Source organism: Streptomyces sp. NBC_00523 (assembly GCF_036346615.1).
Taxonomy (GTDB): Bacteria; Actinomycetota; Actinomycetes; order Streptomycetales; family Streptomycetaceae; genus Streptomyces.
The window spans coordinates 5,133,851-5,158,125 of sequence record NZ_CP107836.1 but is presented as its reverse complement, the minus strand read 5'-3'; the positions used below and the strand labels follow the sequence as shown (position 1 = coordinate 5,158,125).

Here is a 24,275-nt window from a genome sequence, read left to right as displayed (position 1 = left end):
GCTCTCCTCGGTGCGGGGGTTAGGGCCTTTCCTTTGGATCAGGCTGGATCAGGGAGCGGGGCGTGGTGCGTGTGGCTGCGAGGCTGAGGAGGGCGACAACGCGGAGCGTTGGCAACCGACGACAACGCCGCAGACGTGCGTGCCACGCCCTGCGAGCCCAGCCTGATCCAAAGGAAAGGCCCTAGGGGCGGTTCAGTCCGGCAGGCGTACGGAGACCGCCGTGCCGTCGTCGTACACGAGGTGCACCACGCCGCCCACGGGCAGCAGCCGGGGCGCCAGTAGTTCCTTGCCGAATTCGATGCCCTGGGCCCGGTCGTAGTCGGGGGTGGCGCTCGGGCCGGGGGCGCCGGGGACCTCGGTCTTCCTCAGGGGGCCGAGCGTGCCGTCGGGGCGCACCGGCACCGTGTAGAGCGTCGAGGTGTCCGCCCAGACCACGATGTCGGCGACGATCAGCGGGGCGGAGACCGGGTTGCTCGTTCCCTCCTCGGGGTGGACCGTCACCGGGAAGCGGCCGAGGGTGCGGCCGTCCGCCCGGCTCACCACGTCGATCTCGTCGGGCACGCTCTCCACGTACTCGTCGCCCCTGCTCAGCACGAGCACCCGGTCGTCGACGGCGGCCAGCGTGGCGCCGGAGACCAGTCCGGCGTCCAGCTTCAGCCGCCCCGCGGGCCTGAGGTCGCCGGCCGTGAACCGCAGCACGGCGACGTCCTCGCCGAAGCCGGAGTTCCCCTCGTCGTTGGGCGTGAACGTGGGGCAGAAGGCGGAGGCGCCGCGCACCCGGAGGTCCGCGCAGCCGGAGTTCGTGGACTTCTGGGTGGCGTCGCCCCCGGCCGTGCCCAGCAGCCGGCCGTCCCCGGGGCGGAAGGCCTTCGGGCCCTCCAGGCCGATCGCGTACACCACCTCGCCGTCCGTGGCGACGGGCCAGAAGTTGCCCTTCTGCGCCATGGCGATGTCCTCGTCCGCCAGCCGCTTCCGCCACTTCTCGGTGCCGGTCCTCCGGTCGTACGCGGCGAGTTCGGCCCCTCCGGAGGCCGAGGCGGCGGCGAAGACGAGGTCGCCGACGACCAGCGGCGCGCTCTCCAGGGACAGGGCCGCGCCCGCCCTGGTCTCCCAGCGCCCCTTTCCCGTACGGGCGTCCAGCGCGTGGAGGCGGTCGCCGATGGCGAGCAGGACGGTGTCGTCGTAGACCGTGGGCAGGGTGGCCCCGGCCGGCATGAAGAACGCGCCGCTGGGCCCGTAGCCCGCCTGCCGGCCGGACATCTCCTGGCCCGAGTCGAACGTCCACAGGTGGTGCCCGTCGGCGGCCGACAGCCCCTCGTACGTGCCGTCGAGCAGCCGGCACACCAGCACGTCCCGGCCCGTCGAGCAGCCGAGCGGGGGCTCCGCGAACGCGCCCCGCCACGGCTTCTTCCAGCCGGTGGGGCGTACGTCACGGCCGTACGGGACGGTCCCCGACGCGTCCGGGCCGCCCCTCTCGCCCACGCCCGCCACCATCGGCGCCGTCCCGGGCGCACCGCCGCCGCGCTCGCGCCACCCCAGGTATCCGCCGGTGGCCGCCCCCAGCAGGACCAGGGCCACCAGCGCGGCCCCGAGACCCCGCCTCGGGCGGCGCGCGGGCACGGGAAGGCCGGGGCCCTGAGTGGGGGCGAGGTGCACGAGGTCGGGCGGCCGGGGCGGGGCGGCGGCCCGGCTCCCGGTGGCCGCCTCGGTGGGCGTGTAGCCGGGCAGCAGGGGGCCGTCCAGCGCGGTGACCCGGGCCAGCTCCCGGCCGTACTCCGCGATCTGCGCGCCGACCGGGGCGGGCCAGCCGGAGGCGGCGCCAGGGGTCAGCCGTTCGGCGAGGGCGGCGGCGGTGGGGCGGGCGGCCGGGTCGGCGGTGAGGCAGTCCTCCAGGACCGCGCGCAGCCCGTCCGGCACGTCCGCGAGGTCGGCCTCGACGTATTTGACGCGGTACAGGACGGCCGCCACGGGCCCGTCGCCGAAGGGGTCGCGGCCGGTTGCGGCGAAGCAGAGCACGGAGGCGAGGCAGAAGACGTCGGAGGCCGGGACGACGCGTCCGCTGCCCGCGACGTGCTCCGGGGACATGAAGGCGGGGCTGCCGACCATCCGGCTGGTCGTGGTGAGCGGGGTGGCGCCGGTGTCCCGGGCGATCCCGAAGTCGATGAGCCGGGGCCCGTCGGCGGCGAGCATCACATTGCCCGGCTTCACGTCCCGGTGCACGATCCCCGCCGCGTGCACGGCCGCCAGCGCGCGGGCGAGCCCGGCGCCCAGCAGCCGTACCTCCGCCTCGTCCAGCGCGCCCGCCCCGCGCACGGCGGCGGAGAGCGTCGGACCGGCCACGTAGGCGGTGGCGAGCCAGGGCACGTCGGCGTCGGCGTCCCCGTCGAGCAGCGGGGCGAGGTGGGGGCCGGTGACGGACCGGGCGACGGTGATCTCGCGGCGGAAGCGGTCGCGGAAGCCGGGGTCCCGCGCCACGTCGCGCCGGACGGTCTTGACGGCGACGGGCGCGGTGGAGCCGCCCCGGTCACCGAGGAAGACCTCCCCCATGCCGCCCGCGCCCAGCCGGGCCCGGATCGTGTACGGGCCGATGGCCCTGGGCGAGTCGTCCCTGAGCGGACCGAGCATGTGGCACTTCCCCCCTCGTGCGCATGACCGGCGGCCATCCTGCCACGGGGGCAAGGGAGTTGAGGCATGTACGGGTCCTCCCGGGGCGCGGCCCGCACGCCGCGTCCCGGGAGGGGCCGTCAGCTCTCGCCCGTCAGCCCCGCCACGAGTTCGTCCGCCGCCGCGTACGGGTCCAGGCGGCCGGCCACGATGCGTTCGGCCAGGGCGTCCAGGCGGCGGTCGCCGTGCAGGGAGCCGATGCGTTCGCGGAGGCGGGTGACCGCGATGGTCTCGACCTCGCGGGCTGCGCGGGCCGCCCGGCGTTCGCCGAGGACCCCGCGCTCCTCCATCCACGCCCGGTGCTTCTCCAGGGCCTCGACCACCTCGTCGACGCCCTCGCCCCGGGCGGCGACCGTCTTCACGATCGGCGGCCGCCAGTCGCCGGGCCCCCGGGACTCCCCGAGGCCCAGCATGTGGTTGAGCTCGCGGGCGGTGGCGTCCGCGCCGTCCCGGTCCGCCTTGTTGACCACGTACACGTCGCCGATCTCCAGGATGCCCGCCTTCGCGGCCTGGATGCCGTCGCCCATGCCGGGGGCGAGGAGGACGACCGAGGTGTCGGCCTGCGAGGCGATCTCCACCTCTGACTGGCCGACGCCCACGGTCTCCACCAGGATCACGTCGAAGCCCGACGCGTCCAGCACCCGGATCGCCTGCGGGGCCGCCCAGGCGAGGCCGCCGAGGTGGCCGCGGGTCGCCATGGAGCGGATGTAGACGCCCGGGTCGGAGGCGTGGTCCGACATCCGGACCCGGTCGCCGAGCAGCGCCCCGCCGGAGAACGGCGAGGACGGGTCGACGGCGAGCACCGCGACCCGCTTGCCCTGCTTCCGGTACGCGGAGACGAGCGCCGACGTCGACGTGGACTTGCCGACGCCCGGCGAACCGGTCAGGCCGACCACGTACGCGCTGCCGGCCAGCGGCGCCAGTGCCGCCATCACCTCGCGCAGTTGCGGCGAGGCCCCCTCCACCAGGGAGATGAGCCGGGCCACCGCCCGGGGTCCGCCCGCGCGGGCCTGCTCCACCAGGGTGGGGACGTCCACCATCACCGCTCCGTTCCGCTCGTTCCCGTACCGCTCTACTTGCCCGGCACGCGCAGGATCAGCGCGTCGCCCTGACCGCCGCCGCCGCACAGCGCCGCCGCACCGGTGCCGCCGCCGCGCCGCTTCAGCTCCAGCGCCAGGTGCAGCACCACGCGGGCGCCGGACATCCCGATGGGGTGGCCGAGCGCGATGGCGCCGCCGTTGACGTTGACCTTGTCCGGGGTGACGCCGAGGTCCTTCATGGACTGGACGGCGACGGCCGCGAACGCCTCGTTGATCTCGATGAGGTCCAGGTCCTCGACGCCGATGCCCTCCTTCTTCAGGGCGTGCCGGATGGCGTTGGACGGCTGCGACTGGAGCGAGTTGTCCGGGCCCGCCACGTTGCCGTGGGCGCCGATCTCGGCGATCCACTCCAGGCCCAGCTCCTCGGCCTTGGCCTTGCTCATGACGACGACCGCGGCGGCGCCGTCGGAGATCTGCGAGGAGGTGCCCGCGGTGATCGTGCCGTCCTTGGCGAAGGCCGGGCGCAGCTTGCCCAGGGACTCAGCGGTGGTCTCGGGGCGGATGCCCTCGTCCTTGGAGAAGAGGACCGGGTCGCCCTTGCGCTGCGGGATCTCGACCGGGGTGATCTCGGCCTCGAACAGGCCGTTCTTCTGGGCGGCGGCGGCACGCTGGTGGGAGAGGGCGCCGATCTCGTCCTGCGCGGCGCGGTCCAGGCCGAGGCGGGTGTTGTGCTTCTCGGTGGACTCGCCCATCGGGATGTTCTCGTAGGCGTCGGTCAGACCGTCGTACGCCATCGAGTCGAGCATCTCGATCGCGCCGTACTTGTGGCCCTCGCGGGACTTGGGGAGCAGGTGCGGGGCGTTCGTCATGGACTCCTGGCCGCCGGCCACGACGACGTCGAACTCACCGGCGCGGATGAGCTGGTCGGCCAGGGCGATGGCGTCGAGCCCGGAGAGGCACACCTTGTTGACGGTGAGCGCGGGGACGTTCATCGGGATGCCGGCCTTGACCGCGGCCTGGCGGGCGGGGATCTGGCCCGCGCCGGCCTGGAGCACCTGGCCCATGATCACGTACTCGACCTGGTCGCCGCCGATTCCGGCCCGGTCCAGCGCCGCCTTGATGGCGATCCCGCCGAGGTCCGCGCCGGAGAAGGTCTTCAGGGAGCCGAGGAGCCGGCCCATGGGCGTCCGCGCGCCCGCGACGATCACGGAGGTGGTACCGGTCGTTCCTGACATGAGGCACAGCCCCTTGGAGTAGATGTGAACGAGGGTTTACTTGAATGTACTGAGCGGTACCCGCCCCGTCATCCGCCCGCGAGTGTGATCGCGCGCACCTTGCGTAACCGTCGGGAGCACGCTGCACTGTCCCCATGCTGACGCGAATCGACCACATCGGGATCGCCTGTTTCGACCTCGACAAGACCGTCGAGTTCTACCGCTCGACCTACGGGTTCGAGGTCTTCCACTCCGAGGTCAACGAGGAGCAGGGCGTACGCGAGGCCATGCTCAAGATCAACGATACGTCCGACGGCGGCGCCTCCTACCTCCAGCTCCTGGAGCCCACCCGCGAGGACTCGGCCGTGGGCAAATGGCTGGCCAGGAACGGGGAGGGTGTGCACCACATCGCCTTCGGTACGGCGGATGTCGACGCGGACGCCGCGGACATCCGCGAGAAGGGGGTCAGGGTGCTGTACGACGAGCCCAGGACGGGTTCGATGGGGTCCAGGATCACCTTCCTCCACCCCAAGGACTGCCACGGCGTCCTCACCGAACTGGTCACGGCGAAGAAGGAGCACTGACCCCAGCCATACCCGCCCGGTAGAGTGGGCTCTTCCGGGCCGGGGCCGGGTCGGGGGCGCGCCGCGTCCCCAGCCGTTGATCTGTCACCATTCCCCGAACGTTGAGAGCTCGGGGAAGGATGGGACCGCGCAGTGCGGGGCTACGAACGCCAGGAGAGCCACCGAGCTGAAGACGACCATCTCTCGCGGTTCGAGGCCGAGATGGACCGGCTCAGGACCGACCGGGAGAAGGCCGTCCAGCACGCCGAGGACCTCGGCTACCAGGTCGAGGTCTTGCGCGCCAAGCTGCACGAGGCCCGGCGCAGTCTGGCGATGCGTCCCGCCTACGACAGCGCGGACATCGGCTACCAGGCGGAGCAGCTGCTCCGGAACGCCCAGGTCCAGGCCGAGCAGCTGCGCAGCGACGCCGAGCGGGAGCTGCGCGACGCCCGCGCCCAGACTCAGCGCATCCTCCAGGAGCACGCCGAGCACCAGGCCCGCCTCCAGGCCGAGCTGCACAACGAGGCGGTCCAGCGCCGCCAGCAGCTCGACCAGGAGCTGGCGGAGCGCCGCCAGACCGTCGAGTCCCACGTCAACGAGAACGTCGCCTGGGCCGAGCAGCTGCGGGCCCGGACGGAGTCGCAGGCCCGCCGACTGATGGAGGAGTCCCGGGCCGAGGCCGAGCAGGCGCTCGCCACCGCCCGGGCCGAGGCCGCCCGGCTGGCCGAGGAGACCCGTCAGCGCGTCGGTTCCGAGGCGGAGTCCGCCCGGGCCGAGGCGGAGTCGATCCTGATGCGGGCCCGCAAGGACGCGGAGCGGATGCTCAGCGCCGCGGCCGGCCAGGCGCAGGAGGCCACCAGCCACGCGGAGCAGCTGCGGCTGACGACGACCGCGGAGACCGAGCAGACCCGGCAGCAGACGACCGAGCTGAACCGGGCCGCCGAGCAGCGCATGCAGGAGGCCGAGACCCGGCTGCGCGAGGCGCGCCTGGAGGCCGAGAAGGTCCTCGCCGAGGCCAAGGAGGCCGCGGTCAAGCGGCTGGCGTCCGCCGAGTCGCAGAACGAGCAGCGCACCCGGACCGCCAAGACGGAGATCGCCCGGCTGGTCGGCGAGGCGACCAAGGAGTCCGAGTCCCTCAAGGCGGAGGCCGAGCAGGCGCTGGCGGACGCCCGCGGCGAGGCCGAGCGGCTGCGCTCGGAGGCGGCCGAGGCCGCGCGCACCGCCGCCGCCGAGGACGCGGCGGCCCAGCTCGCGAAGGCGGCCCGGTCCGCCGAGGAGATCCTGACCAAGGCGTCCGAGGACGCGAAGGCGGCGACCAGGGCGGCGGGCGAGGAGGCCGAGCGCATCCGCCGCGAGGCCGAGGCCGAGGCGGACCGGCTGCGCGGCGAGGCGGCCGAGCAGGCCGACCAGCTCAAAGGCGCGGCCAAGGACGACACCAAGGAGTACCGGGCCAAGACGGTCGAGCTCCAGGAGGAGGCGCGCCGGCTGCGCGGTGAGGCCGAGCAGCTGCGGGCCGAGGCGGTCGCGGAGGGCGAGCGGATCCGGGGCGAGGCCCGCCGCGAGGCCCTTCAGCAGATCGAGGAGGGCGCGAAGACCGCCGAGGAGCTCCTCTCGAAGGCCAAGGCCGACGCGGAGGAGCTGCGCGGTACGGCGACGGCCGAGGGCGAGCGCGTACGGACCGAGGCCACGGAGCGGGCGGCCGTGCTGCGCAAGCAGGCGGAGGACGCGCTCGACCGGGCCCGCGCCGAGGCCGAGCAGCTGCGTACGGAGGCCGAGGAGCAGGCCGAGGCGGCGAGGACCGCTGCCGAGGAGGCGGCGGCCGCGCTGCGCGAGGAGACCGAGCTCGCCGTCGCGGCCCGGCAGGCGGAGGCGGCCGGTGAGCTGACCCGGCTCAAGGACGAGGCCGAGTCCCGGGTCACCGCCGCCGAGCAGGCGCTGGGCGAGGCGCGTGCGGAGTCGGAGCGCATCCGGCGCGAGGCCGGTGAGGAGTCCGAGCGGCTGCGCGCGGAGTCCGCCGAGCGGCTGCGGACGCTCCAGGAGCAGGTGGAGGCCGAGGCCCAGCGGCTGCGCGACGAGGCCGCGGCGGACGCCTCGCAGTCGCGTGCGGAGGGCGAGGCCGTCGCCGTACGGCTGCGGACCGAGGCGGCCACCGAGGCGGAGCGGCTGCGGACCGAGGCGCAGGAGACCGCAGACCGGCTGCGTTCGGAGGCCGCGGCGGCCGCTGAGCGTGTCGGCACAGAGGCCGCCGAGGCGCTGGCCGCCGCCCAGGAGGAGGCGAACCGGCGCCGGCGCGAGGCCGAGGAGACGCTGGACGCGGCCCGCTCCGAGGCGAACCAGGAGCGCGAGCGCGCCCGGGAGCAGAGCGAGGAGCTGCTGGCCTCCGCGCGCAAGCGGGTCGAGGAGGCGCAGGCCGAGGCGCAGCGCCTGACCGGCGAGGCGGAGACCCGGGCGGCCGAGCTGGTCGCGGCGGCCGAGCAGACCGCCCAGCAGGTGCGGGACTCGGTCAGCGGGCTCCAGGAGCAGGCCGAGGCGGAGATCGCCGGGCTGCGCTCGACGGCGGAGCACGTCGCGGAGCGGACCAAGTCGGAGGCCCAGGAGGAGGCCGACCGGCTGCGGGCCGACGCGCACGCCGAGCGGGAGCGGGCGGGCGAGGACGCCTCGCGCATCCGCCAGGTGGCCAAGGAGGAGACGGACGCCGCGAAGGCGATGGCGGAGCGTACGGTCTCCGACGCGATCGCGGAGTCCGAGCGACTGCGGGCGGACACCGCCGAGTACAGCCAGCGGATGCGCACCGAGGCGTCGGACGCGCTGGCGTCCGCCGAGCAGGACGCGGCGCGCAGCCGGGCGGAGGCCCGCGAGGACGCCAACCGGATGCGGACCGAGGCGGCGGCCCAGGCGGACCTGCTGGTGTCCGAGGCGACCGCGGAGTCCGAGCGGCTGCGCACGGACGCGGAGCGCCAGGCGGCCCGGACGGTGGACGAGGCGGCGGGCGACGCGGAGCGGATGCGCGCGGAGGCTTCGGCCACGGTGGGCTCCGCGCAGGAGCACGCGTCGCGCACCCGGGAGGAGTCGGAGCGGCTGCGGGCGGACGCGGAGGCGGCGGCCGAGCAGATGCGGGCCGAGGCGCGCCAGGAGGCGGACCGGCTGCTGGACGAGGCGCGCGAGGCGGCGTCGAAGCGCCGGGCGGACGCGGCGGAGCAGGCGGACCAGCTCATCGCCAAGGCTCAGGAGGAGGCGCTGCGCGCGGCCACGGAGGCCGAGGAGCAGGCCGACACGATGGTCGGCGCGGCGCGCAAGGAGGCCGTGCGGATCACCTCCGAGGCGACGGTCGAGGGCAACTCGCTGGTGGAGCGGGCCCGGACGGACGCGGACGAGCTGCTGGTCGGCGCGCGCCGGGACGCGACGCAGATCCGGGAGCGGGCCGAGGAGCTGAAGACCCGGGCGGAGACCGAGGTCCAGGAGCTGCACGACCGGGCGCGCCGGGAGACGGCGGAGCAGGTCAAGACGGTCGGCGAGCGCGTCGACAAGCTGATCAAGGCCGCCACCGAGCAGCGCGAGGAGGCCGCGGCGAAGTCCAAGGAGCTGCTGGCGGACGCCAATTCGGAGGCGAGCAAGGTCAGGATCGCCGCCGTGAAGCGGGCCGAGTCGCTGCTGAAGGAGGCCGAGCAGAAGAAGGCCAGCCTGGTGCGCGAGGCCGAGAAGCTGCGGGCGGACGCCGAGGCGGAGGCGAAGCGGGTGGTGGACGAGGGCCGGCACGAGCTGGAGGTCCTGGTCCGCCGGCGCGAGGACATCAACACGGAGATCTCCCGTGTCCAGGACGTGCTGGAGGCGTTGGAGTCTTTCGAGACCCCTGCGGCGGGCGGTAAGGGCGGGGGCTCCGCACCGGCCACCGGCGTCAAGGCCGGGGCCGCGGCGGGCACTCGATCGAGTGGCAAGCAGTCCGATGGGTAGCCGACCGGCCGTCGTCCGTGGTTGTGCATGGACCGTCATTCGTCCGAGTGGCAAGGGTTACGGGGGTCAGCCACTCAAAAGGGGTGTCATTCTGCAGATCAAACCGGCATCTGCTCGATGACACGCCGTTCCGGCCCCTAGGATTCCTTCTATCACCTCACCGGTCTCACTTCGACAGGAACCCCATGAGTGACCCTTCCTCCCCCTTCGGCTTCGAACTCGTGCGGCGTGGTTACGACCGCGGTCAGGTGGATGACCGCATTACCAAGCTCGTCGCCGACCGTGATAGTGCTCTCGCCCGCATCACATCGCTGGAAAAGCGCATCGAGGAGCTGCACCTCGAAACGCAGAACGCCCAGGCCCAGGTGAACGACGCGGAGCCGTCGTACGCGGGTCTCGGCGCGCGTGTGGAGAAGATCCTCCGTCTGGCCGAGGAGGAGGCGAAGGACCTGCGCGAGGAGGCCCGTCGCGCCGCCGAGCAGCACCGCGAGCTCGCCGAGTCCGCCGCCCAGCAGGTGCGCAACGACGCCGAGACCTTCGCCTCCGAACGCAAGGCCAAGGCCGAGGACGACGGTGTGCGCATCGTGGACAAGGCCAAGGGTGAGGCCACCGCGCTGCGTGCCGACGCGCAGAAGGACGCGGCGCAGAAGCGCGAGGAGGCCGACGCCCTCTTCGAGGAGACCCGCGCCAAGGCCGCCCAGGCCGCCGCGGACTTCGAGACCAACCTCGCCAAGCGCCGCGACCAGTCGGAGCGCGACCTCGCGTCCCGCCAGGCCAAGGCCGAGAAGCGTCTCGCCGAGATCGAGCACCGCGCCGAGCAGCTGCGCCTGGAGGCCGAGAAGCTGCGTACGGACGCCGAGCGCCGGGCCCGTCAGACGGTGGAGACCGCGCAGCGCCAGTCCGAGGACATCGTGGCGGACGCCAACGCGAAGGCCGACCGCATCCGCAGCGAGTCGGAGCGCGAGCTCGCGGCCCTCACCAACCGCCGCGACTCGATCAACGCGCAGCTGACCAACGTCCGCGAGATGCTGGCGACGCTGACCGGTGCCGCGGTGGCCGCCGCCGGCACCCCCGCCGACGAGGAGCCCGCCTCCCGCGGCGTCCCGGCCCAGCAGACCCGCTGACCCCGGGGAGCAGCACCCGCACGGATCGCCCGCGTGCCCGGTTCCGCCTTTGTGGTGGCGCCGGGCACGCGGCCGTTCTAGCGTGAACGCATGATCGAGCTCGATGGCCTCACGAAGAGGTACGGGAACAAGGTCGCCGTCGACCAGTTGTCGTGCGTGATCAGACCGGGAATGGTGACGGGTTTTCTGGGACCCAACGGGGCGGGCAAGTCCACCACGATGCGGATGATGCTCGATCTCGACAACCCCACCAGCGGTTCCGTGCGGATCGACGGCAAGCACTACCGCGAACTCTCCGAACCGCTGAAGTACATCGGGGCGCTCCTGGACGCCAAGGCGATGCACGGCGGGCGCAGCGCGTACAACAACCTGCTCTGCCTGGCGCAGAGCAACCGCATCCCCGAACAGCGGGTGGCGGAGGTGCTGGAGACCGTCGGCCTGACCGCGGTGGCGCGGAAGAAGTCCAAGGGCTTCTCGCTCGGCATGGGCCAGCGGCTGGGCATCGCGTCGGCGCTGCTCGGTGACCCCCGGATCCTGATGTTCGACGAGCCGGTGAACGGTCTCGACCCCGAGGGCATCCACTGGATCCGGAACCTGATGAAGACGCTCGCCTCGCAGGGCCGGACGATCTTCGTCTCCTCGCACCTGATGAGCGAGATGGCGCTGACCGCCGACCACCTGATCGTGATCGGCCAGGGCAGGCTGCTCGCCGACACGTCGATGGCCGACTTCATCCAGGAGAACTCACGCAGTTACGTCCGGCTGCGCTCCCCGCAGCAGGAGCGGCTGCGCGACGTGCTGCACCAGGAGGGCGTGGTCGCCGTCGAGGCGGACGGCGGCACGCTGGAGGTGGACGGTGCCACCACCGAGGACCTGGGTGAGCTGGCCGCCCGGCACGCGATCACGCTGCACGAGCTGAGCGCCCAGCGGGCGTCGCTGGAGGAGGCGTTCATGCAGATGACGGCGGGCTCCGTCGAGTACCACGCGCACTCGGAGCCGGGCGGGGGCGCACCACCGCCGCCCGAGGGCCCGCAGTGGGGCGAGGGCTGGGGCCGGCGGCCCGGCGGCGGAGAGGGGGCGTGACGATGGCTTCGGTGCCCGCGGTCCTGACCTCCGAATGGACCAAGATCCGCACGGTCTCCTCCACCACCTGGACGCTGATCTCGGCGTTCCTGGTCACCGTGGCGATGGGCGCGGCCCTGAGCGCGGTGATGAACGCCCAGTTCGACGATCTGGGCGAGGCCGAGCGGCTGACCTTCGACCCGACGTTCATCAGCTTCTCCGGGATGATCCTGGGCCAGCTGGCGATGGTGGTGTTCGGGGTGCTCGTCGTCGGTACGGAGTACAGCTCCGGCATGATCCGCACCTCGCTGGCGGCCGTGCCGCAGCGGGCGACCTTCCTGTTCAGCAAGATGCTGGTGGCCGGGGTCCTCGCGCTGGTGGTGGGGCTGGTCACCAGCTTCGTCACGTTCTTCCTCGGCCAGGCGCTGCTGGGCGACCACGGTACGGACATCGGCGCGGACAACGTGCTGCGCGCGGTGGTCGGCGGCGGCCTCTACATGGGGCTGATCGCGCTGTTCTCCATGGGGGTGGCGGCGATGCTGCGCAGCTCCATGCTGTCGCTGGGCATCCTGATGCCGTTCTTCTTCCTGGTCTCGCAGATCCTGTCGGCGGTGCCGGGCGCCAAGAAGGTCGCCCAGTACTTCCCGGACCAGGCGGGCTCCAAGATCATGCAGGTGGTGCCGGACGCGATGAACAGCGATCCGGCGCCGTACGGGCCGTGGGCCGGGCTGCTGATCATGGTGGGCTGGGTGGCGGTCGCGGTGCTCGGCGGCTTCCTCGTACTCAAGAAGCGCGACGCCTGAGCAGGGCGGCGCGGGACTCGCCCCCGTAACGACTTGGCCGGAACCGTCAAGGCGCGGATATCCTCCTAACTCTTACGGGGGCGTACGGCCGGACGGCGTGTGCCCCGACGACAGATAAGTCGATGGGGCTGGAGCATGATCGAGGCAGTCGGCCTGACCAAGCGCTATGGCGCGAAGACGGCCGTGTACAACCTTTCCTTCCAGGTGCGGCCGGGTGCCGTCACCGGGTTCCTCGGTCCCAACGGGTCGGGCAAGTCGACCACCATGCGGATGATCCTCGGCCTGGACCGGCCGACGGCCGGCCGGGTGACCATCGGCGGCCACGAGTTCCGGAGCCTGCCGAACGCGCCCCGCCAGGTGGGCGCCCTGCTCGACGCGAAGGCGGTGCACGGCGGGCGCAGCGCCCGCAACCACCTGCTCTCGCTCGCCCAGCTGGCCGGCATCCCGGAGGCCCGGGTGGACGAGGTGCTGGGCGTCGTCGGCCTCCAGGACGTGGCCCGTAAACGCTCCAAGGGGTTCTCGCTGGGCATGGGGCAGCGGCTCGGCATCGCGGCGGCGCTCCTCGGCGACCCGCAGGTGCTGCTGTTCGACGAGCCGGTCAACGGCCTCGACCCGGAGGGCATCCTCTGGGTCCGCAATCTGATGAAGATGCTGGCCTCCGAGGGCCGCACGGTCTTCGTCTCCTCGCACCTGATGAGCGAGATGGCCCTCACCGCCGACCACCTGATCGTGATCGGGCGCGGCCAGCTGATGGCCGATATGAGCGTCAAGGACTTCATCTCGGCCAACTCGGCCGACTTCGCCCGGGTCCGCGTCCCGGACGAGACGCCGGAGCAGCGGGAGAAGCTGACCACCACGCTGACCGAGGCGGGCGGCCAGGTCCTGTCCGAGCCGGACGGCGCCCTGCGCGTCACCGGCCTGGCGCTCCCCCGCATCAGCGACCTGGCCCACGAGTCGGACGTCCGGCTCTGGGAGCTCTCGCCGCACCAGGCCTCGCTGGAGGAGGCGTACATGCGGATGACGCAGGGCGCCGTGGACTACCGCTCGACGGTCGACCAGCGGGCCCACCTCCAGCAGCAGGCGCCGCATCCCGGCTACGGGCCGCAGCCGGGGTACGCCCCGCCGCCGCAGCAGCCCGTGCCGGACGTGCCGCAGCAGGGCTGGTACGCCCCGCCGCCGCCCGGACAGAACCCGTACGCGGCCGGTGCGCCGGCCCAGGCGCCCGTGCCCCCGGCCCAGGCGCCCGCTCCCGCCCCGGCGGCGCCCGCCGAGGCCCCCGCCCCCGCAGACCTGACCAAGCGCGAGACCAGCGAGGACCCCCGATGACCACGCCGCCGGCGCCGCAGGCGCCGTACCAGCAGCCCGCACCGCAGCAGGGGTACCCGCAGGGGCAGGGCTTCTACGTCTCGCCGATCCCGCTGCGTCCCGCGACGTTCGGGGACGCGATCGCCTCGGAGTGGACCAAGATCCGGTCCGTGCGCTCGACCATGTGGACGCTCGGCGTCATGACCGCGCTGCTGCTGGTCATCGGGGTGCTCGCGGCCGTCGCCGTCTCCGCGTCCGACACGGACCTCGGCGAGACGCCGGTGCTGAGCCTGGGCTTCTTCGGAGTGCTGCTCGGCACGATCTGTGTGATCACGCTCGGCGTGATGACGATCGCCTCGGAGTACGGCACCGGCATGATCCGTACGACGCTGACGGCCTGCCCCAGCCGGGGCCGGGTGCTCGGCGCCAAGGCGCTCGTCTTCTTCCTGCTCACCTTCGTCATCACCACGGTGATGACGTCGGTGGTCGCCCTGATCCAGTCGTCCATGCTGGACGCGGTGTCGCCGACCGGCGAGGAGTGGCTGCGCGCCACGGTCGGCGTCGCGCTCTACGTGGCGACGCTGGGGCTGCTGGCGCTCGCCGTCGGCGCGCTGATCCGGCACTCGGCCGGGGCGATCACGATCATGATCGGCGTGGTGCTGCTGCCGCTCGTGCTGGCCATCTTCATGTTCGCGTCGTCGCTCTCGTGGCTCCAGGAGAAGCTGCTGGAGTACTCGATCCCCAACCAGCTGAGCATCTTCTACGACAACTCGGTCACGTCGTCCGGCGGCCCGTCCGGCTGGGACCCGCTGTGGATCCTGCTCGTCGTGACGGCGGTGGCCATGGGCGGGGCGTACCTGACGATGAACCAGCGCGACGTCTGACCGCTCAGTAGCGGGGCGCGTTCCGGGACCGCTGCACCTTCGTGGTGCGGCGGTCCTTCGCGTTCCAGCAGGCCTTGTGCCAGTGCCTGCGGTCGTCCACCCCGCCGTACTCGGACCAGGCCACCAGATGCGGGACGCCGGACGGGATCTCCTGGTCGCAGCCGGGGCAGCGGTAGCGCTTGCCGGCCGCGCTCGCGCCGCTGACCGGGCGCACCGACCACTCCTCGCCCTGCCACTCCTCCGTACGCCCTCCCCCGCCGTACCGGTCCGCCGACTCGCTCGCGCTGTCGTTGGGGCTCTCGCCGCCTCGGGGGCGGTTGCGGCGCGGGGACACGTTTCACCTCACGGAACGGGCAGGGCGGGACCCGTCCAGCGTAGGGCCATTCGGGCGGGGTACCCGCCTCCCGGGGTTCGTGGCGCCAGCGGTTACCGGAAAATCGCAACAACTCCGCGCCGGACCGTGCCTTTGGCACGTGTCAGACGTTGTTGCCAGTAGGGGAGAGCCGCGGCGGCCGCAAGGAGGCAATTGGCGATGCGTGTCGGAACGTTCGTACTGGCGGCCCAGTTTCCGGGCCAGGGGCCGGGGGAAGCGCTGCACCGCGCGATCCGGTCCGCCGAGGTCGCCGAGGAGTCCGGGCTCGACTCGGTCTGGCTGGCCGAACATCACTTCGTGCCGTACGGGGTCTGCCCGTCCGCCGTCACCCTGGCCGCGCAGCTGCTCGGCCGGACCCGCCGCATCCGCGTCGGTACGGCGGTGAGCGTGCTGCCCACGCAGCACCCGGTGGCCCTCGGCGAGCAGGCCGCGCTGCTCCATCTGACCAGCGGCGGCCGGTTCAGCCTCGGGGTCGGCCGGGGCGGTCCGTGGGTGGACCTGGAGGTGTTCGGCGGCGGACTGGAGGCGTTCGAGAAGGGGTTCCCGGAGTCCCTGGGGCTCCTGCTCGACTGGCTGCGGAAGCCGCGTGTGGCGGGCCGGGGCGAGCGGTACCCGTTCCGCGAGGTCGCGGTCGTCCCCCGGGCCGACGAGCTGATCGGCGCGGACGGGGCGGAGGGGGCCGGGCCCGAGGTGATCGTCGCGTGCACCTCGCGCAAGACCGTGGAGCTCGCCGCCGACCAGGGGCTGCCGATGCTGCTCGGCATGCACTGCGGGAACGAGGACAAGGCGGAGATGGTGGCGCTCTGGCGGTCCCGCGCGCTGGCGGCCGGGCATGCGCCGGAGAAGGTCCACGGGGCGGGGCACGTCTCGGCCGGGGTGGCCCAGATCGCCGACCGCACCGAGGACGCCGTCGAGACGCTGGTCAAGGCGATGCCGGGCTGGCTGCGCCAGGGGCTCGGCGCGCACGTCACCGTCGACGGCCGGCACCGCGTGATGCGGGACCCCGTGGCGTACGCGGAGCTGCTGTGCGGCCTTCATCCGGTGGGCACGCCGGAGCTGGCGGCCGAGCGCCTCGCGGTCACCGCCGAGCGCACGGGCATCACCCGCTTCGCGCTCCTGGTGGAGGGTTCCGGAGATCTCGTCGCCACGGAGGAGAACGTAGCGCGGCTGGGCACGGAGGTACGGCCACTCCTCGAATGACCCCCGCGCACGGACGGAAGGGTGTACGGCGGTGCGCTTACGGAGCCGCCGCCCCGGACCAGTTGCACCTCCCGCGGCCCGGAACGGCGACGGAAGCGTTCAGCAGTCCCGTAGTTCGGGCGACTGGTTGAGCAACTGGCCCCTCACCGAGGTGAACTTGGCCAGTCGGTCGTCGACCGAGGCGTCCAGCGGGAACACCGCGACGCGGTGGCAGTTCTGGAATGCGAGACGCACCCCGAAGTGCCGCTGCAGCGCTCCGCGTATCGCATCACTCGCGAGCGCGCGCAGCAGCTGACCACGTGCCTGCTCGTTGGGCGGCGGCGTCTGGTTGTCGGCGAACTCCCCGCCGTCGACCTTCAGCTGAGCCACCAACGAGCTGATCATCTCCCATGCGTAGGGCAGGGAGGTCCGGACGCAGTCGACGAAGTCGGCTTCGTCGACCTCGCCTCGCTCGGCCTGTTCCAACAGAGCCGGTGAGACGTCGAGCGACATGGGTTCTCCTCTCGCGGCCCCGGCGGATTACCGGAGCCTTACGGGCAGGGAAGAAGGCCGACGACGACGCAGCGTGCACGCACGGCGACCTCCCGCTTCCACGGTAAGGGCGCAGTCCGGGCCGCACCAGGAGATTGGGAACACAACCGGCCAATAACGAAGGGGTTCAAAGAGGGGCAAGACAGAAAGCGTCAACTCCGTAAGGGACGGGAGTGGCGGATGGGTGAATCGCGCCGGGCCCCCGACGTCGAGTAGCGTTGCCGACCATGCGTCTCGTCATCGCCCGCTGCTCCGTGGATTACGCCGGCCGGCTCACGGCCCACCTGCCCTCCGCTCCCCGCCTCATCCTGGTGAAGGCGGACGGGAGCGTGTCGATTCACGCCGACGACAGGGCGTACAAACCGCTCAACTGGATGTCGCCGCCCTGCACCCTGAAGGAGGGCAGCGGGGACGCCGAGGGCGTCTGGACCGTGGTGAACAAGGCGGGCGAAAAACTGATCATCACGATGGAGGAAATCCTCCACGACTCAAGCCATGAGCTGGGCGTCGACCCGGGGCTGATCAAGGACGGTGTCGAGGCGCACCTCCAGGAGCTGCTCGCGGACCGCATCGAGACCCTGGGCGAGGGCTACACGCTGATCCGCCGCGAGTACTTCACGGCGATCGGCCCGGTCGACATCCTGTGCCGCGACGCGGACGGGCAGACGGTCGCCGTCGAGCTGAAGCGGCGCGGCGACATCGACGGCGTCGAGCAGCTGACGCGCTATCTGGAACTCCTCAACCGCGATCCGCACCTGGCCCCGGTGAAGGGCATCTTCGCGGCCCAGGAGATCAAGCCGCAGGCCCGCGTCCTGGCCACGGACCGCGGCATCGGCTGCGTGGTCCTGGACTACGACGCGATGCGCGGCATCGAGGACGACAAGCTCCGCTTGTTCTGAGCGCGGGGGCCGGGCGGGCGGGCTCTTCAAGCCCGCCCGGCGATTGAGGACGGAACCCTGGGGCCGAGGGCCGCCGCACTCGCGGGCTACTCCCCCGAGGGGCTACCGCCGGCCGCGCTGGAGGACCCGCTCGCCTGCTCCGGGGTACCCGGCTTCGTGCCCGGCTCGTCCGGGTCCGGCTGGTCCGGGTCCGTCTCCCCCGGGCTCGGGGACTCCGTCTCCGTGTTCGTGGGCGTCGGCGAACCCGCCGTCTTCGTGGGCGTCGGCGAAGAGGACGTCGGCGGCTTGTGGGACGACTCCGTCGCGCGCGGCGACGACGGCGCCCCGGAGGACGACGGCGTGTCCGGCGCCGAGGACGTCGCCGAAGGCGTCACCCCGCCGGCCGGCGCCGATTCGCTCCCCGTGGCGGACGGCGTCACCGAGGCCGACGCGGACGCGGACCCCGAAGGCGCCTCGGTCGTGGACGGCCCGTCCGCCGGCTCCCCGGTGTCCACCTCCTCGTCGTAGATGCTGTCGTCCGGCGCCTCCTGCTCGGTCGACGTACCGGCCCCGCCCTGCGGGTCGCTGTTCGACGTCAGCCCGAGCGTCACCACCGTGCCGAGGACCCCGGCCAGCAGGACCCCCGCCCCGGCGGCGACCAGGTTGCGCCGGGCCCCGCCGATGAGGGCCAGCGGCCCGCCCCGCGCCGCGCCCTTGCCGCCGCCCGCCGCGGGCGAGGGCACCGCCACGGTCATCGGCTCCTGCCGGGGCACCACGGTGGTGTCGGCGAACGCGCTCGTCATCGAGACCGGCACGACGGCGGGCAGCCCCAGCGGCGGCGACGCCGCGAACGCACCGTCGTCCCCCGCGGCCGGAGCGCCCGCGGCCCGGTCCTCGACCAGCGCGAGCGCGCGCCGTCCGGCCACCGCACCGCTCTTGTCGGCGAGCGCCCCGCGCATGCTGATCGCGGTCTCCAGCTCGGCCCTGGCCCGGTCGGGATGACCGGTGCAGAGCGCGAGGACGCCCAACTCGTGGTGGAAGTACGCCTCTTCCGCGACCTCCCCGGCGAGCCGTCCGGCCTCCTGGCCGATCCGGAGCGCCCGTTCCCAGGCACCCCAGAGCAGCCCGGCCGCGAAGGCGGGCGCCGCGCTGCGGGCGAGGAGCACGGCGGCGCTCGTCCCTCCGGCCCCCTCCCCCGGCACCAGCCGGCCCAGGGCGGCGATGATCGCGTCGGCCTCGGCGGCCGCCCGTTCGGGGGTGACCGAGGGGTGCCCGGTCCACCAGGCGTAGTGCTGGGCGGCGGTGCGGGCGCGGTCGGCGGCGTCGTCCTCGTAACCGGCCGCCGCCAGCTGGGCCAGGACCCCGGCCGCCAGCCGGTAGCGGGAGCCGGACGGGGAGAGCAGCCCGCAGCCGGCCAGCTCGCCGAGGGCGGCGTCGGCGTGGGTGTCCCCGACGAGCGCGGGCAGATGGGCCTGGTGCGGCACCTCGCCGCCGAGGGCCACGGCGAAGCGCAGCGTGTCCTGGGCGGCGCCGCTCAGTCGGGAGGCGAGCAGGGCCGCCGGCGCCGCGCCCTCGCCGAGGCTGGGCAGCGGCACCTCGGACTCCCCGGCCGCCTCGGGCGCGGGCGGCGCGTCGGCGGGCCGGTTCTCCAGATAGCCGTACTCGTCGTAAACGGTGGCGTCGGTGTGCAGCTGGTCGCGCTGGCGCAGCAGCGCACCGGCCTGGACGAAGCGCAGGGGCAGGCCCTCGGACTCGAACCAGAGGTCTCCGGCCCAGTTGGCCTCCTCCTCCGTGAGCTGCCGTTCGACCACCCGGCGCAGCAGGTCGAGGGAGGTGGCGCGGTCGAGGCCGGTGAGGAAGACCTCTTCGAGCGCGGAGTCGGCGCCGGGCGCGGCGACCTCGGGCGTGGCGGCGAGCAGGAAGGCGCACTCGGGGGTCGCGTCGAGGAGTTCGTCCAGGGCGGCGCCGCCGAGCTCCAGGTCGTCCAGGACGACGACGGCGCCGGTGGAGCGCAGCGTCTCCAGCAGGAGCGCCCGTTCCGGCCGGTGCAGGGGAGCGTCGTGGACGGCGTCGAAGAGCGCGTACAGCAGATCGGTGGCGGTGCGCTTGTGGCCGCTGAGGCGGACGACCCCGTCGGGGGCGAAGTCCGCGCAGTCGGCGGCGACGGCGTCGAGCAGGGCGGTACGGCCGGAACCCGCCGGTCCGGTGAGCCGGACGGAGCGGCCGCGGGCGAGGAGGCGGGTCAGCCGTTCGCGTTCCTCCTCGCGCCGCAGCAGCGGGAGCTGGAGGACGGGCGGGCCCGGCGGGACGGGGGGCGTCGCGGCGCGGGCGCGGGCGGCGCGCTCCTCGGGGGTGCGGCGGACGGGCGCGGCGGGCCGCTCACCGGGCGGGCACGGCTCGACCTCGCTGCCGTCGACCGGGTTGACGGTGAGCGTCAGGTCGCCGGCGACGAGGGTGACCATGCGGACCTGCTGCGGTGTTTGCTGACCGAAATCCGGGGTCAGTGGATCGCGGGAAGGGCGGCGCCGGCCGGCCTCGTCGGCGAAGTCCTTGCTGTCGTGGCCGAACTCTTCCGGCCCCCGGTGTATCGGGTCCATCGCCAAAGCCCCCAAGACGCGTCGAGCGCGGTTGTCCCTCCCGGCCTCGCACGTCCAGATGCCGCCCACGGTCCGGTGTCCGCCGGGTCGGGTCCGTCAATCGGCAGACGGCCGAACCCTAAACCTTCGCACAGTATCCACGACCATCCGGGGTGGCGCGCCGCCCCGAGATCACGGTCTCGTGAGGATTGTGTGCCGTCTTGCCGTACGGTCACCGAGGGTCGGCCGGGGGTTCACGGGGCGTCCCCGCAAGCCCCTTCACACCCCTCAGACGCGGGGCAGGGACTCCGCCGCGATGCCGCCCTCGATGGCGAGGATGCGGTGCAGCCGGGTGGCCACCAGGAGGCGTTGCATCTGCGGAGGCACGCCGCGCAGCACGAGGCGCCGTCCGGCGCGCCCGGCCCTGCGGTGTGCGCCCATGATGACGCCGAGACCGGTGGCGTCCCACGAATCCAGCTCGGTCAGGTCGAGCACCAGATCGCCGACGCCGTCGTCCAGGGCCGAGTGCAGGACCGTACGGGCGTCCGCCGCGCTTCGGACGTCGAGGCGGCCCCCGACGACCAGCTCGGCGTGGTCGCCCCTGATGTGCATATGCGCTCCCCTGGAATGCTCCGTGGCCCGGTCCGTCTGTCCGAAACTGTCTCTGCCCCAACTGACTGCGGCAGCGACAGGGTAGTTGCCGTCTGTAAGCGAACCGATACCGAATTCACTCCGAGGAGTGATGCGGGATGGTCGCGAACGCTGGTGGATCCGGTGGATCCGGACGGCGTTCCCCGAACGGCACCCGGTCTGGCTGACAGCGGATCAGCCGGACCGGACCGAAAATGATCAGTAGGTGTAGAAGCCCTGCCCGCTCTTGCGCCCGATGTCACCTGCATCGACCATCCGGCGCATCAGCTCCGGGGCGGCGAACTTCTCGTCCTGCGACTCGGTGTAGATGTTGCTCGTGGCGTGCAGCAGGATGTCGACACCGGTGAGGTCCGCGGTGGCCAGGGGCCCCATCGCGTGGCCGAAACCGAGCTTGCACGCGACATCGATGTCCTCGGCCGTGGCGACGCCCGACTCGTACAGCTTGGCGGCCTCGACCACGAGCGCCGAGATCAGCCGGGTGGTGACGAAGCCGGCCACATCGCGGTTGACGACGATGCAGGTCTTGCCGACGGACTCGGCGAACTCCCGCGCGGTGGCGAGGGTTTCGTCGCTGGTCTTGTAGCCGCGTACGAGCTCGCAGAGCTGCATCATCGGGACCGGCGAGAAGAAGTGCACGCCGACCACGCGCTCCGGGCGCTCCGTCACGGCCGCGATCTTGGTGATCGGGATGGCGGAGGTGTTGGAGGCGAGCACGGTGTCGTCCCGGACGATCTTGTCGAGCGACCGGAAGATCTCGTGCTTCACCTCCAGCTTCTCGAAGACGGCCTCGACCACGATGTCCGCGTCGGCGACGGCCTCGAGGTCGGTGGTCGTGGTGATCCGGCCCAGCGCGGCCTCGGCGTCGGCCGCGTCCAGCTTGCCCTTGGCGACGAACTTGTCGAAGGAGCCCTTGATGCCGTCGCGGCCGCGGGTCAGGGCCTCGTCGGTGACGTCGCGCAGGACGACGTCCCAGCCGGCCTGGGCGGAGACCTGCGCGATGCCGGACCCCATGAGTCCGGCTCCGATGACGGCGAGCTTCCTGGCCACGTTGGCACCCCTCTGTATGTGTCGCTGGTTCTGGTCCATGCCCTCCGGCGGAGGTTAGTACCCGGGGCGGGTGCTGGGGACGCGAAGAGATGCGCGTCACGTCTCAAATGACGGACATCACACCGGGGGCCGTCATTCGGCGGTGCGCCGGGCGTAGTTGAGCACCTTTTCACCCAGCAGGTCCTCGATGTCGTCCAGCAGGACGAGCGCCCGCCTGGACACCTCGGCGGGCTTGCCGCCGGCCACCATCTCCTGCCCGATGTACGCCATGAGGGTGCTGTGGACCCAGGAGAGCTGACCGGCCACCAGGAGCGGTGTCCGGTCCTCCGTCCCGGCGCCGCTCACCTCCACGAGGGTGGCCTCCAGGTGCTGCGCGGCGTCCTGCTGGATGTGCCAGAGGCGGGCCTTGAGGCTGTCGGCCTCCTCGATGACCCGCACGAAGCGGGCGTACCCCTCCATCAGGCCGACGGTGGGCGAGACGCTCTCGACCTGGATGCGCAGCTCCCGCAGCACGGCGTCGGCCGCGGACTCGCCCTGGTCGCGGCCCCTGACGTACCGCGAGAGGCGTTCCACGACGCCCTTGCTGCGGTCGAGGAACAGGTCCTCCTTGGCGGGGAAGTAGTTGTACACGGTGTTGACGGAGACGTCGGCGGCGTGGGCGATCTCGGCGATCGTCACCGCGTCGAAGCCCCGCTCCAGGAAGAGGCCGGTGGCCACGTCCGAGAGGTGCTGCCTGGTCTGCCGCTTCTTGCGCTCCCTGAGTCCCTCAGCCATGCCCCCATCGTAGATCGTCTGGGGTTTCTGCAAATTTGGAGTCATTGCATTTTTTCAGTGACTCTGTTTTCGTGGGGCCATGACCGTCATCAGCACGTCCGGGCTCGCCCGGACCTTCATGAGCAAGTCCGGCCCCGTCGAGGCCGTCCGCTGCCTGGACCTGACCGTCGCGGCAGGCGAGATCGTCGGCCTGCTCGGCCCGAACGGCGCGGGCAAGACGACCACCCTGCGCATGCTCACCACGCTGCTCTCCCCCACCGGCGGCGCGGCCACCGTCGCCGGCCGCGACCTGGTCGCCGACCCGGCGGGCGTACGCGAGCAGTGCGGTTACGTCGCCCAGTCGGGCGGGGTCGACCCGCACACCACCGTGCGGGAGGAGCTGGTCACCCAGGGCCGGATGTACCGGCTCGGCAAGGCGGCGGCGGTCGCCCGGGCCGCCGAACTCGCCGGGGAACTGGGCCTGTCGGACCTGCTCGACCGGCGCACCGCGACCCTCTCGGGCGGCCAGCGCCGACGCCTCGACATCGCGATGGGGCTCACCCACCGCCCCGCCGTGCTCTTCCTGGACGAGCCGACCACCGGGCTCGACCCGGGCAGCCGTGCCGACCTCTGGGACCTGGTGCGGCGGCTGCGCGACGCGCACGGCACCACCGTCGTGCTCACCACGCACTACCTGGACGAGGCGGACGCGCTCGCCGACCGGCTCGTCGTCATCGACGGCGGCCTGGTGGCGGCGGAGGGCACCCCCGCCGCGCTCAAGACCCGGTACGCGGGCTCGCCCGACGCCACGCTCCAGGACGCCTTCCTCGCCGTCACCGGACGCGCCCCCGCCGCCGACACCGCTCCCCTCGCGGTCTGACACCTCCCGGGACACCCATGCTGCTGCACGACACCGCTCTGATCTTCGGGCGCTACGCCCGCCAGACCCTGCGCTCCAAGTTCCAGATCCTCTTCGGCATCCTGATGCCCCTGCTCTACCTGCTCTTCTTCGGCCCGCTGCTCACCGGACTGCCGCTCGGCGGGGGCACCGACTCCTGGCAGATCCTGGTGCCCGGGCTGCTGCTCCAGCTCGGCCTGTTCGGCGCCTCGTTCGCCGGATTCGGCCTGATCATCGACAAGTCGACCGGGGTGGTCGAGCGGATGCGGGTGACCCCGGTGAGCCGGGCGGCGCTGCTGCTGGGCCGGGTGCTGCGCGACGCGCTGCTGTTCGTGTTCCAGACGGTGCTGCTGGTGCTCGTCGCCGTACTGATGGGGCTGCGGGCCCCGCTGGCCGGAGTGCTGATCGGCTTCCTCTTCGTCGGCCTGCTGACGGTCTCGCTGGCCTCGCTCTCGTACGCACTGGCCATGCGGGTCTCGACGCCGCAGGAGTTCGGGCCCGTCATCAACTCCCTCACCATGCCCGCGATGCTGCTGTCCGGCCTGATGCTGCCGATGACGCTCGGCCCGAAGTGGCTCGACGTCCTCTCGCACTTCACGCCGTTCCGCTACCTGGTGGACGCGGTGCGGGACGCGTACGTGGGCTCGTACGCCACCCCGCACATGCTGTACGGGGTCCTGGTCGCCCTCGGCTTCGCGGCGCCGGCCGTGACGGTGGGCACAGGTGTCTTCCGGAAGGCCGGGGCGTAACTAGTCTGG

General features: G+C 72.8%; 20 protein-coding genes. 11 read left to right on the top strand and 9 right to left on the bottom strand.

What is annotated here, in order from left to right:
• Positions 1-192: 192 nt before the first annotated feature.
• From OHS17_RS23615 to OHS17_RS23605, 3 genes are all read right to left on the bottom strand, one after another.
• On the bottom strand, positions 193-2,625 hold the full coding sequence (locus OHS17_RS23615; RefSeq protein ID WP_330313764.1) for a protein kinase domain-containing protein: 2,433 nt from the start codon (positions 2,623-2,625) through the stop codon (positions 193-195).
• A gap of 119 nt (positions 2,626-2,744) precedes the next feature.
• Positions 2,745-3,704: a methylmalonyl Co-A mutase-associated GTPase MeaB gene (gene meaB, locus OHS17_RS23610; RefSeq protein ID WP_330313763.1), complete on the bottom strand. Its 960-nt coding sequence runs from the start codon at positions 3,702-3,704 to the stop codon at positions 2,745-2,747.
• Positions 3,705-3,736: 32 nt separating this feature from the next.
• A complete protein-coding gene (locus OHS17_RS23605) occupies positions 3,737-4,939 on the bottom strand; it encodes an acetyl-CoA C-acetyltransferase (RefSeq protein WP_161211169.1) in 1,203 nt (400 codons plus the stop codon).
• Between the two features lie 134 nt (positions 4,940-5,073).
• Here OHS17_RS23605 and mce point away from each other — a divergent pair, with 134 nt between their 5' ends.
• The 7 genes from mce to OHS17_RS23570 all read left to right on the top strand — a co-directional run bounded on the left by mce (position 5,074) and on the right by OHS17_RS23570 (position 14,610).
• On the top strand, positions 5,074-5,502 hold the full coding sequence (gene mce, locus OHS17_RS23600; protein ID WP_330313762.1) for a methylmalonyl-CoA epimerase: 429 nt from the start codon (positions 5,074-5,076) through the stop codon (positions 5,500-5,502).
• 132 nt (positions 5,503-5,634) lie between these two features.
• Positions 5,635-9,432, top strand: coding sequence for a polarized growth protein Scy (gene scy, locus OHS17_RS23595; protein ID WP_330313761.1), 3,798 nt, complete (start codon positions 5,635-5,637; stop codon positions 9,430-9,432).
• 185 nt (positions 9,433-9,617) lie between these two features.
• Entirely contained in the window at positions 9,618-10,556 is a 939-nt protein-coding gene (locus OHS17_RS23590) for a hypothetical protein (protein ID WP_018102607.1), read from the top strand.
• A 90-nt stretch (positions 10,557-10,646) separates the two neighbouring features.
• Complete coding sequence (locus OHS17_RS23585) at positions 10,647-11,639, top strand: ABC transporter ATP-binding protein (protein ID WP_161211167.1); 993 nt, start codon at positions 10,647-10,649, stop codon at positions 11,637-11,639.
• A gap of 2 nt (positions 11,640-11,641) precedes the next feature.
• Positions 11,642-12,421, top strand: coding sequence for an ABC transporter permease subunit (locus OHS17_RS23580; protein ID WP_330313760.1), 780 nt, complete (start codon positions 11,642-11,644; stop codon positions 12,419-12,421).
• A gap of 135 nt (positions 12,422-12,556) precedes the next feature.
• The gene (locus OHS17_RS23575; RefSeq protein WP_330313759.1) at positions 12,557-13,747 is read left to right on the top strand and encodes an ABC transporter ATP-binding protein; all 1,191 of its coding nucleotides are present in this window, start codon (positions 12,557-12,559) and stop codon (positions 13,745-13,747) included.
• Positions 13,744-14,610, top strand: coding sequence for an ABC transporter permease (locus OHS17_RS23570; protein WP_330313758.1), 867 nt, complete (start codon positions 13,744-13,746; stop codon positions 14,608-14,610). Before OHS17_RS23575 ends, OHS17_RS23570 begins: the two co-directional genes overlap by 4 nt.
• A gap of 4 nt (positions 14,611-14,614) precedes the next feature.
• Here OHS17_RS23570 and OHS17_RS23565 read toward each other — a convergent pair whose 3' ends face one another.
• A complete protein-coding gene (locus OHS17_RS23565; protein ID WP_026171459.1) occupies positions 14,615-14,944 on the bottom strand; it encodes a hypothetical protein in 330 nt (109 codons plus the stop codon).
• Positions 14,945-15,142: 198 nt separating this feature from the next.
• On the opposite strand from OHS17_RS23565, the gene OHS17_RS23560 reads away from it, so the two are divergent.
• Positions 15,143-16,183, top strand: a complete 1,041-nt coding sequence (locus OHS17_RS23560) for an LLM class flavin-dependent oxidoreductase (protein WP_330313757.1) — start codon at positions 15,143-15,145, stop codon at positions 16,181-16,183.
• Between the two features lie 99 nt (positions 16,184-16,282).
• Here OHS17_RS23560 and OHS17_RS23555 read toward each other — a convergent pair whose 3' ends face one another.
• Positions 16,283-16,675 (bottom strand): SCO5389 family protein, encoded by a 393-nt coding sequence (locus OHS17_RS23555; protein WP_018102614.1) that lies wholly within the window; start codon positions 16,673-16,675, stop codon positions 16,283-16,285.
• A 266-nt stretch (positions 16,676-16,941) separates the two neighbouring features.
• Between OHS17_RS23555 and nucS the strand changes: the two genes are divergently transcribed.
• Positions 16,942-17,613 (top strand): endonuclease NucS, encoded by a 672-nt coding sequence (nucS, locus tag OHS17_RS23550; protein ID WP_018102615.1) that lies wholly within the window; start codon positions 16,942-16,944, stop codon positions 17,611-17,613.
• An 86-nt stretch (positions 17,614-17,699) separates the two neighbouring features.
• Here nucS and OHS17_RS23545 read toward each other — a convergent pair whose 3' ends face one another.
• The 4 genes from OHS17_RS23545 to OHS17_RS23530 all read right to left on the bottom strand — a co-directional run bounded on the left by OHS17_RS23545 (position 17,700) and on the right by OHS17_RS23530 (position 22,640).
• A complete protein-coding gene (locus OHS17_RS23545; RefSeq protein ID WP_330313756.1) occupies positions 17,700-20,189 on the bottom strand; it encodes an ATP-binding protein in 2,490 nt (829 codons plus the stop codon).
• 267 nt (positions 20,190-20,456) lie between these two features.
• Positions 20,457-20,780: an STAS domain-containing protein gene (locus tag OHS17_RS23540; RefSeq protein ID WP_018102617.1), complete on the bottom strand. Its 324-nt coding sequence runs from the start codon at positions 20,778-20,780 to the stop codon at positions 20,457-20,459.
• 237 nt (positions 20,781-21,017) lie between these two features.
• Positions 21,018-21,866: a 3-hydroxyacyl-CoA dehydrogenase family protein gene (locus tag OHS17_RS23535; RefSeq protein WP_330313755.1), complete on the bottom strand. Its 849-nt coding sequence runs from the start codon at positions 21,864-21,866 to the stop codon at positions 21,018-21,020.
• 132 nt (positions 21,867-21,998) lie between these two features.
• Positions 21,999-22,640 (bottom strand): TetR/AcrR family transcriptional regulator, encoded by a 642-nt coding sequence (locus OHS17_RS23530; protein ID WP_330313754.1) that lies wholly within the window; start codon positions 22,638-22,640, stop codon positions 21,999-22,001.
• A gap of 79 nt (positions 22,641-22,719) precedes the next feature.
• Here OHS17_RS23530 and OHS17_RS23525 point away from each other — a divergent pair, with 79 nt between their 5' ends.
• Both OHS17_RS23525 and OHS17_RS23520 read left to right on the top strand, forming a co-directional pair.
• Complete coding sequence (locus OHS17_RS23525; RefSeq protein ID WP_330313753.1) at positions 22,720-23,499, top strand: ABC transporter ATP-binding protein; 780 nt, start codon at positions 22,720-22,722, stop codon at positions 23,497-23,499.
• A gap of 17 nt (positions 23,500-23,516) precedes the next feature.
• Positions 23,517-24,266 (top strand): ABC transporter permease, encoded by a 750-nt coding sequence (locus OHS17_RS23520; protein WP_330313752.1) that lies wholly within the window; start codon positions 23,517-23,519, stop codon positions 24,264-24,266.
• Positions 24,267-24,275: the final 9 nt, after the last annotated feature.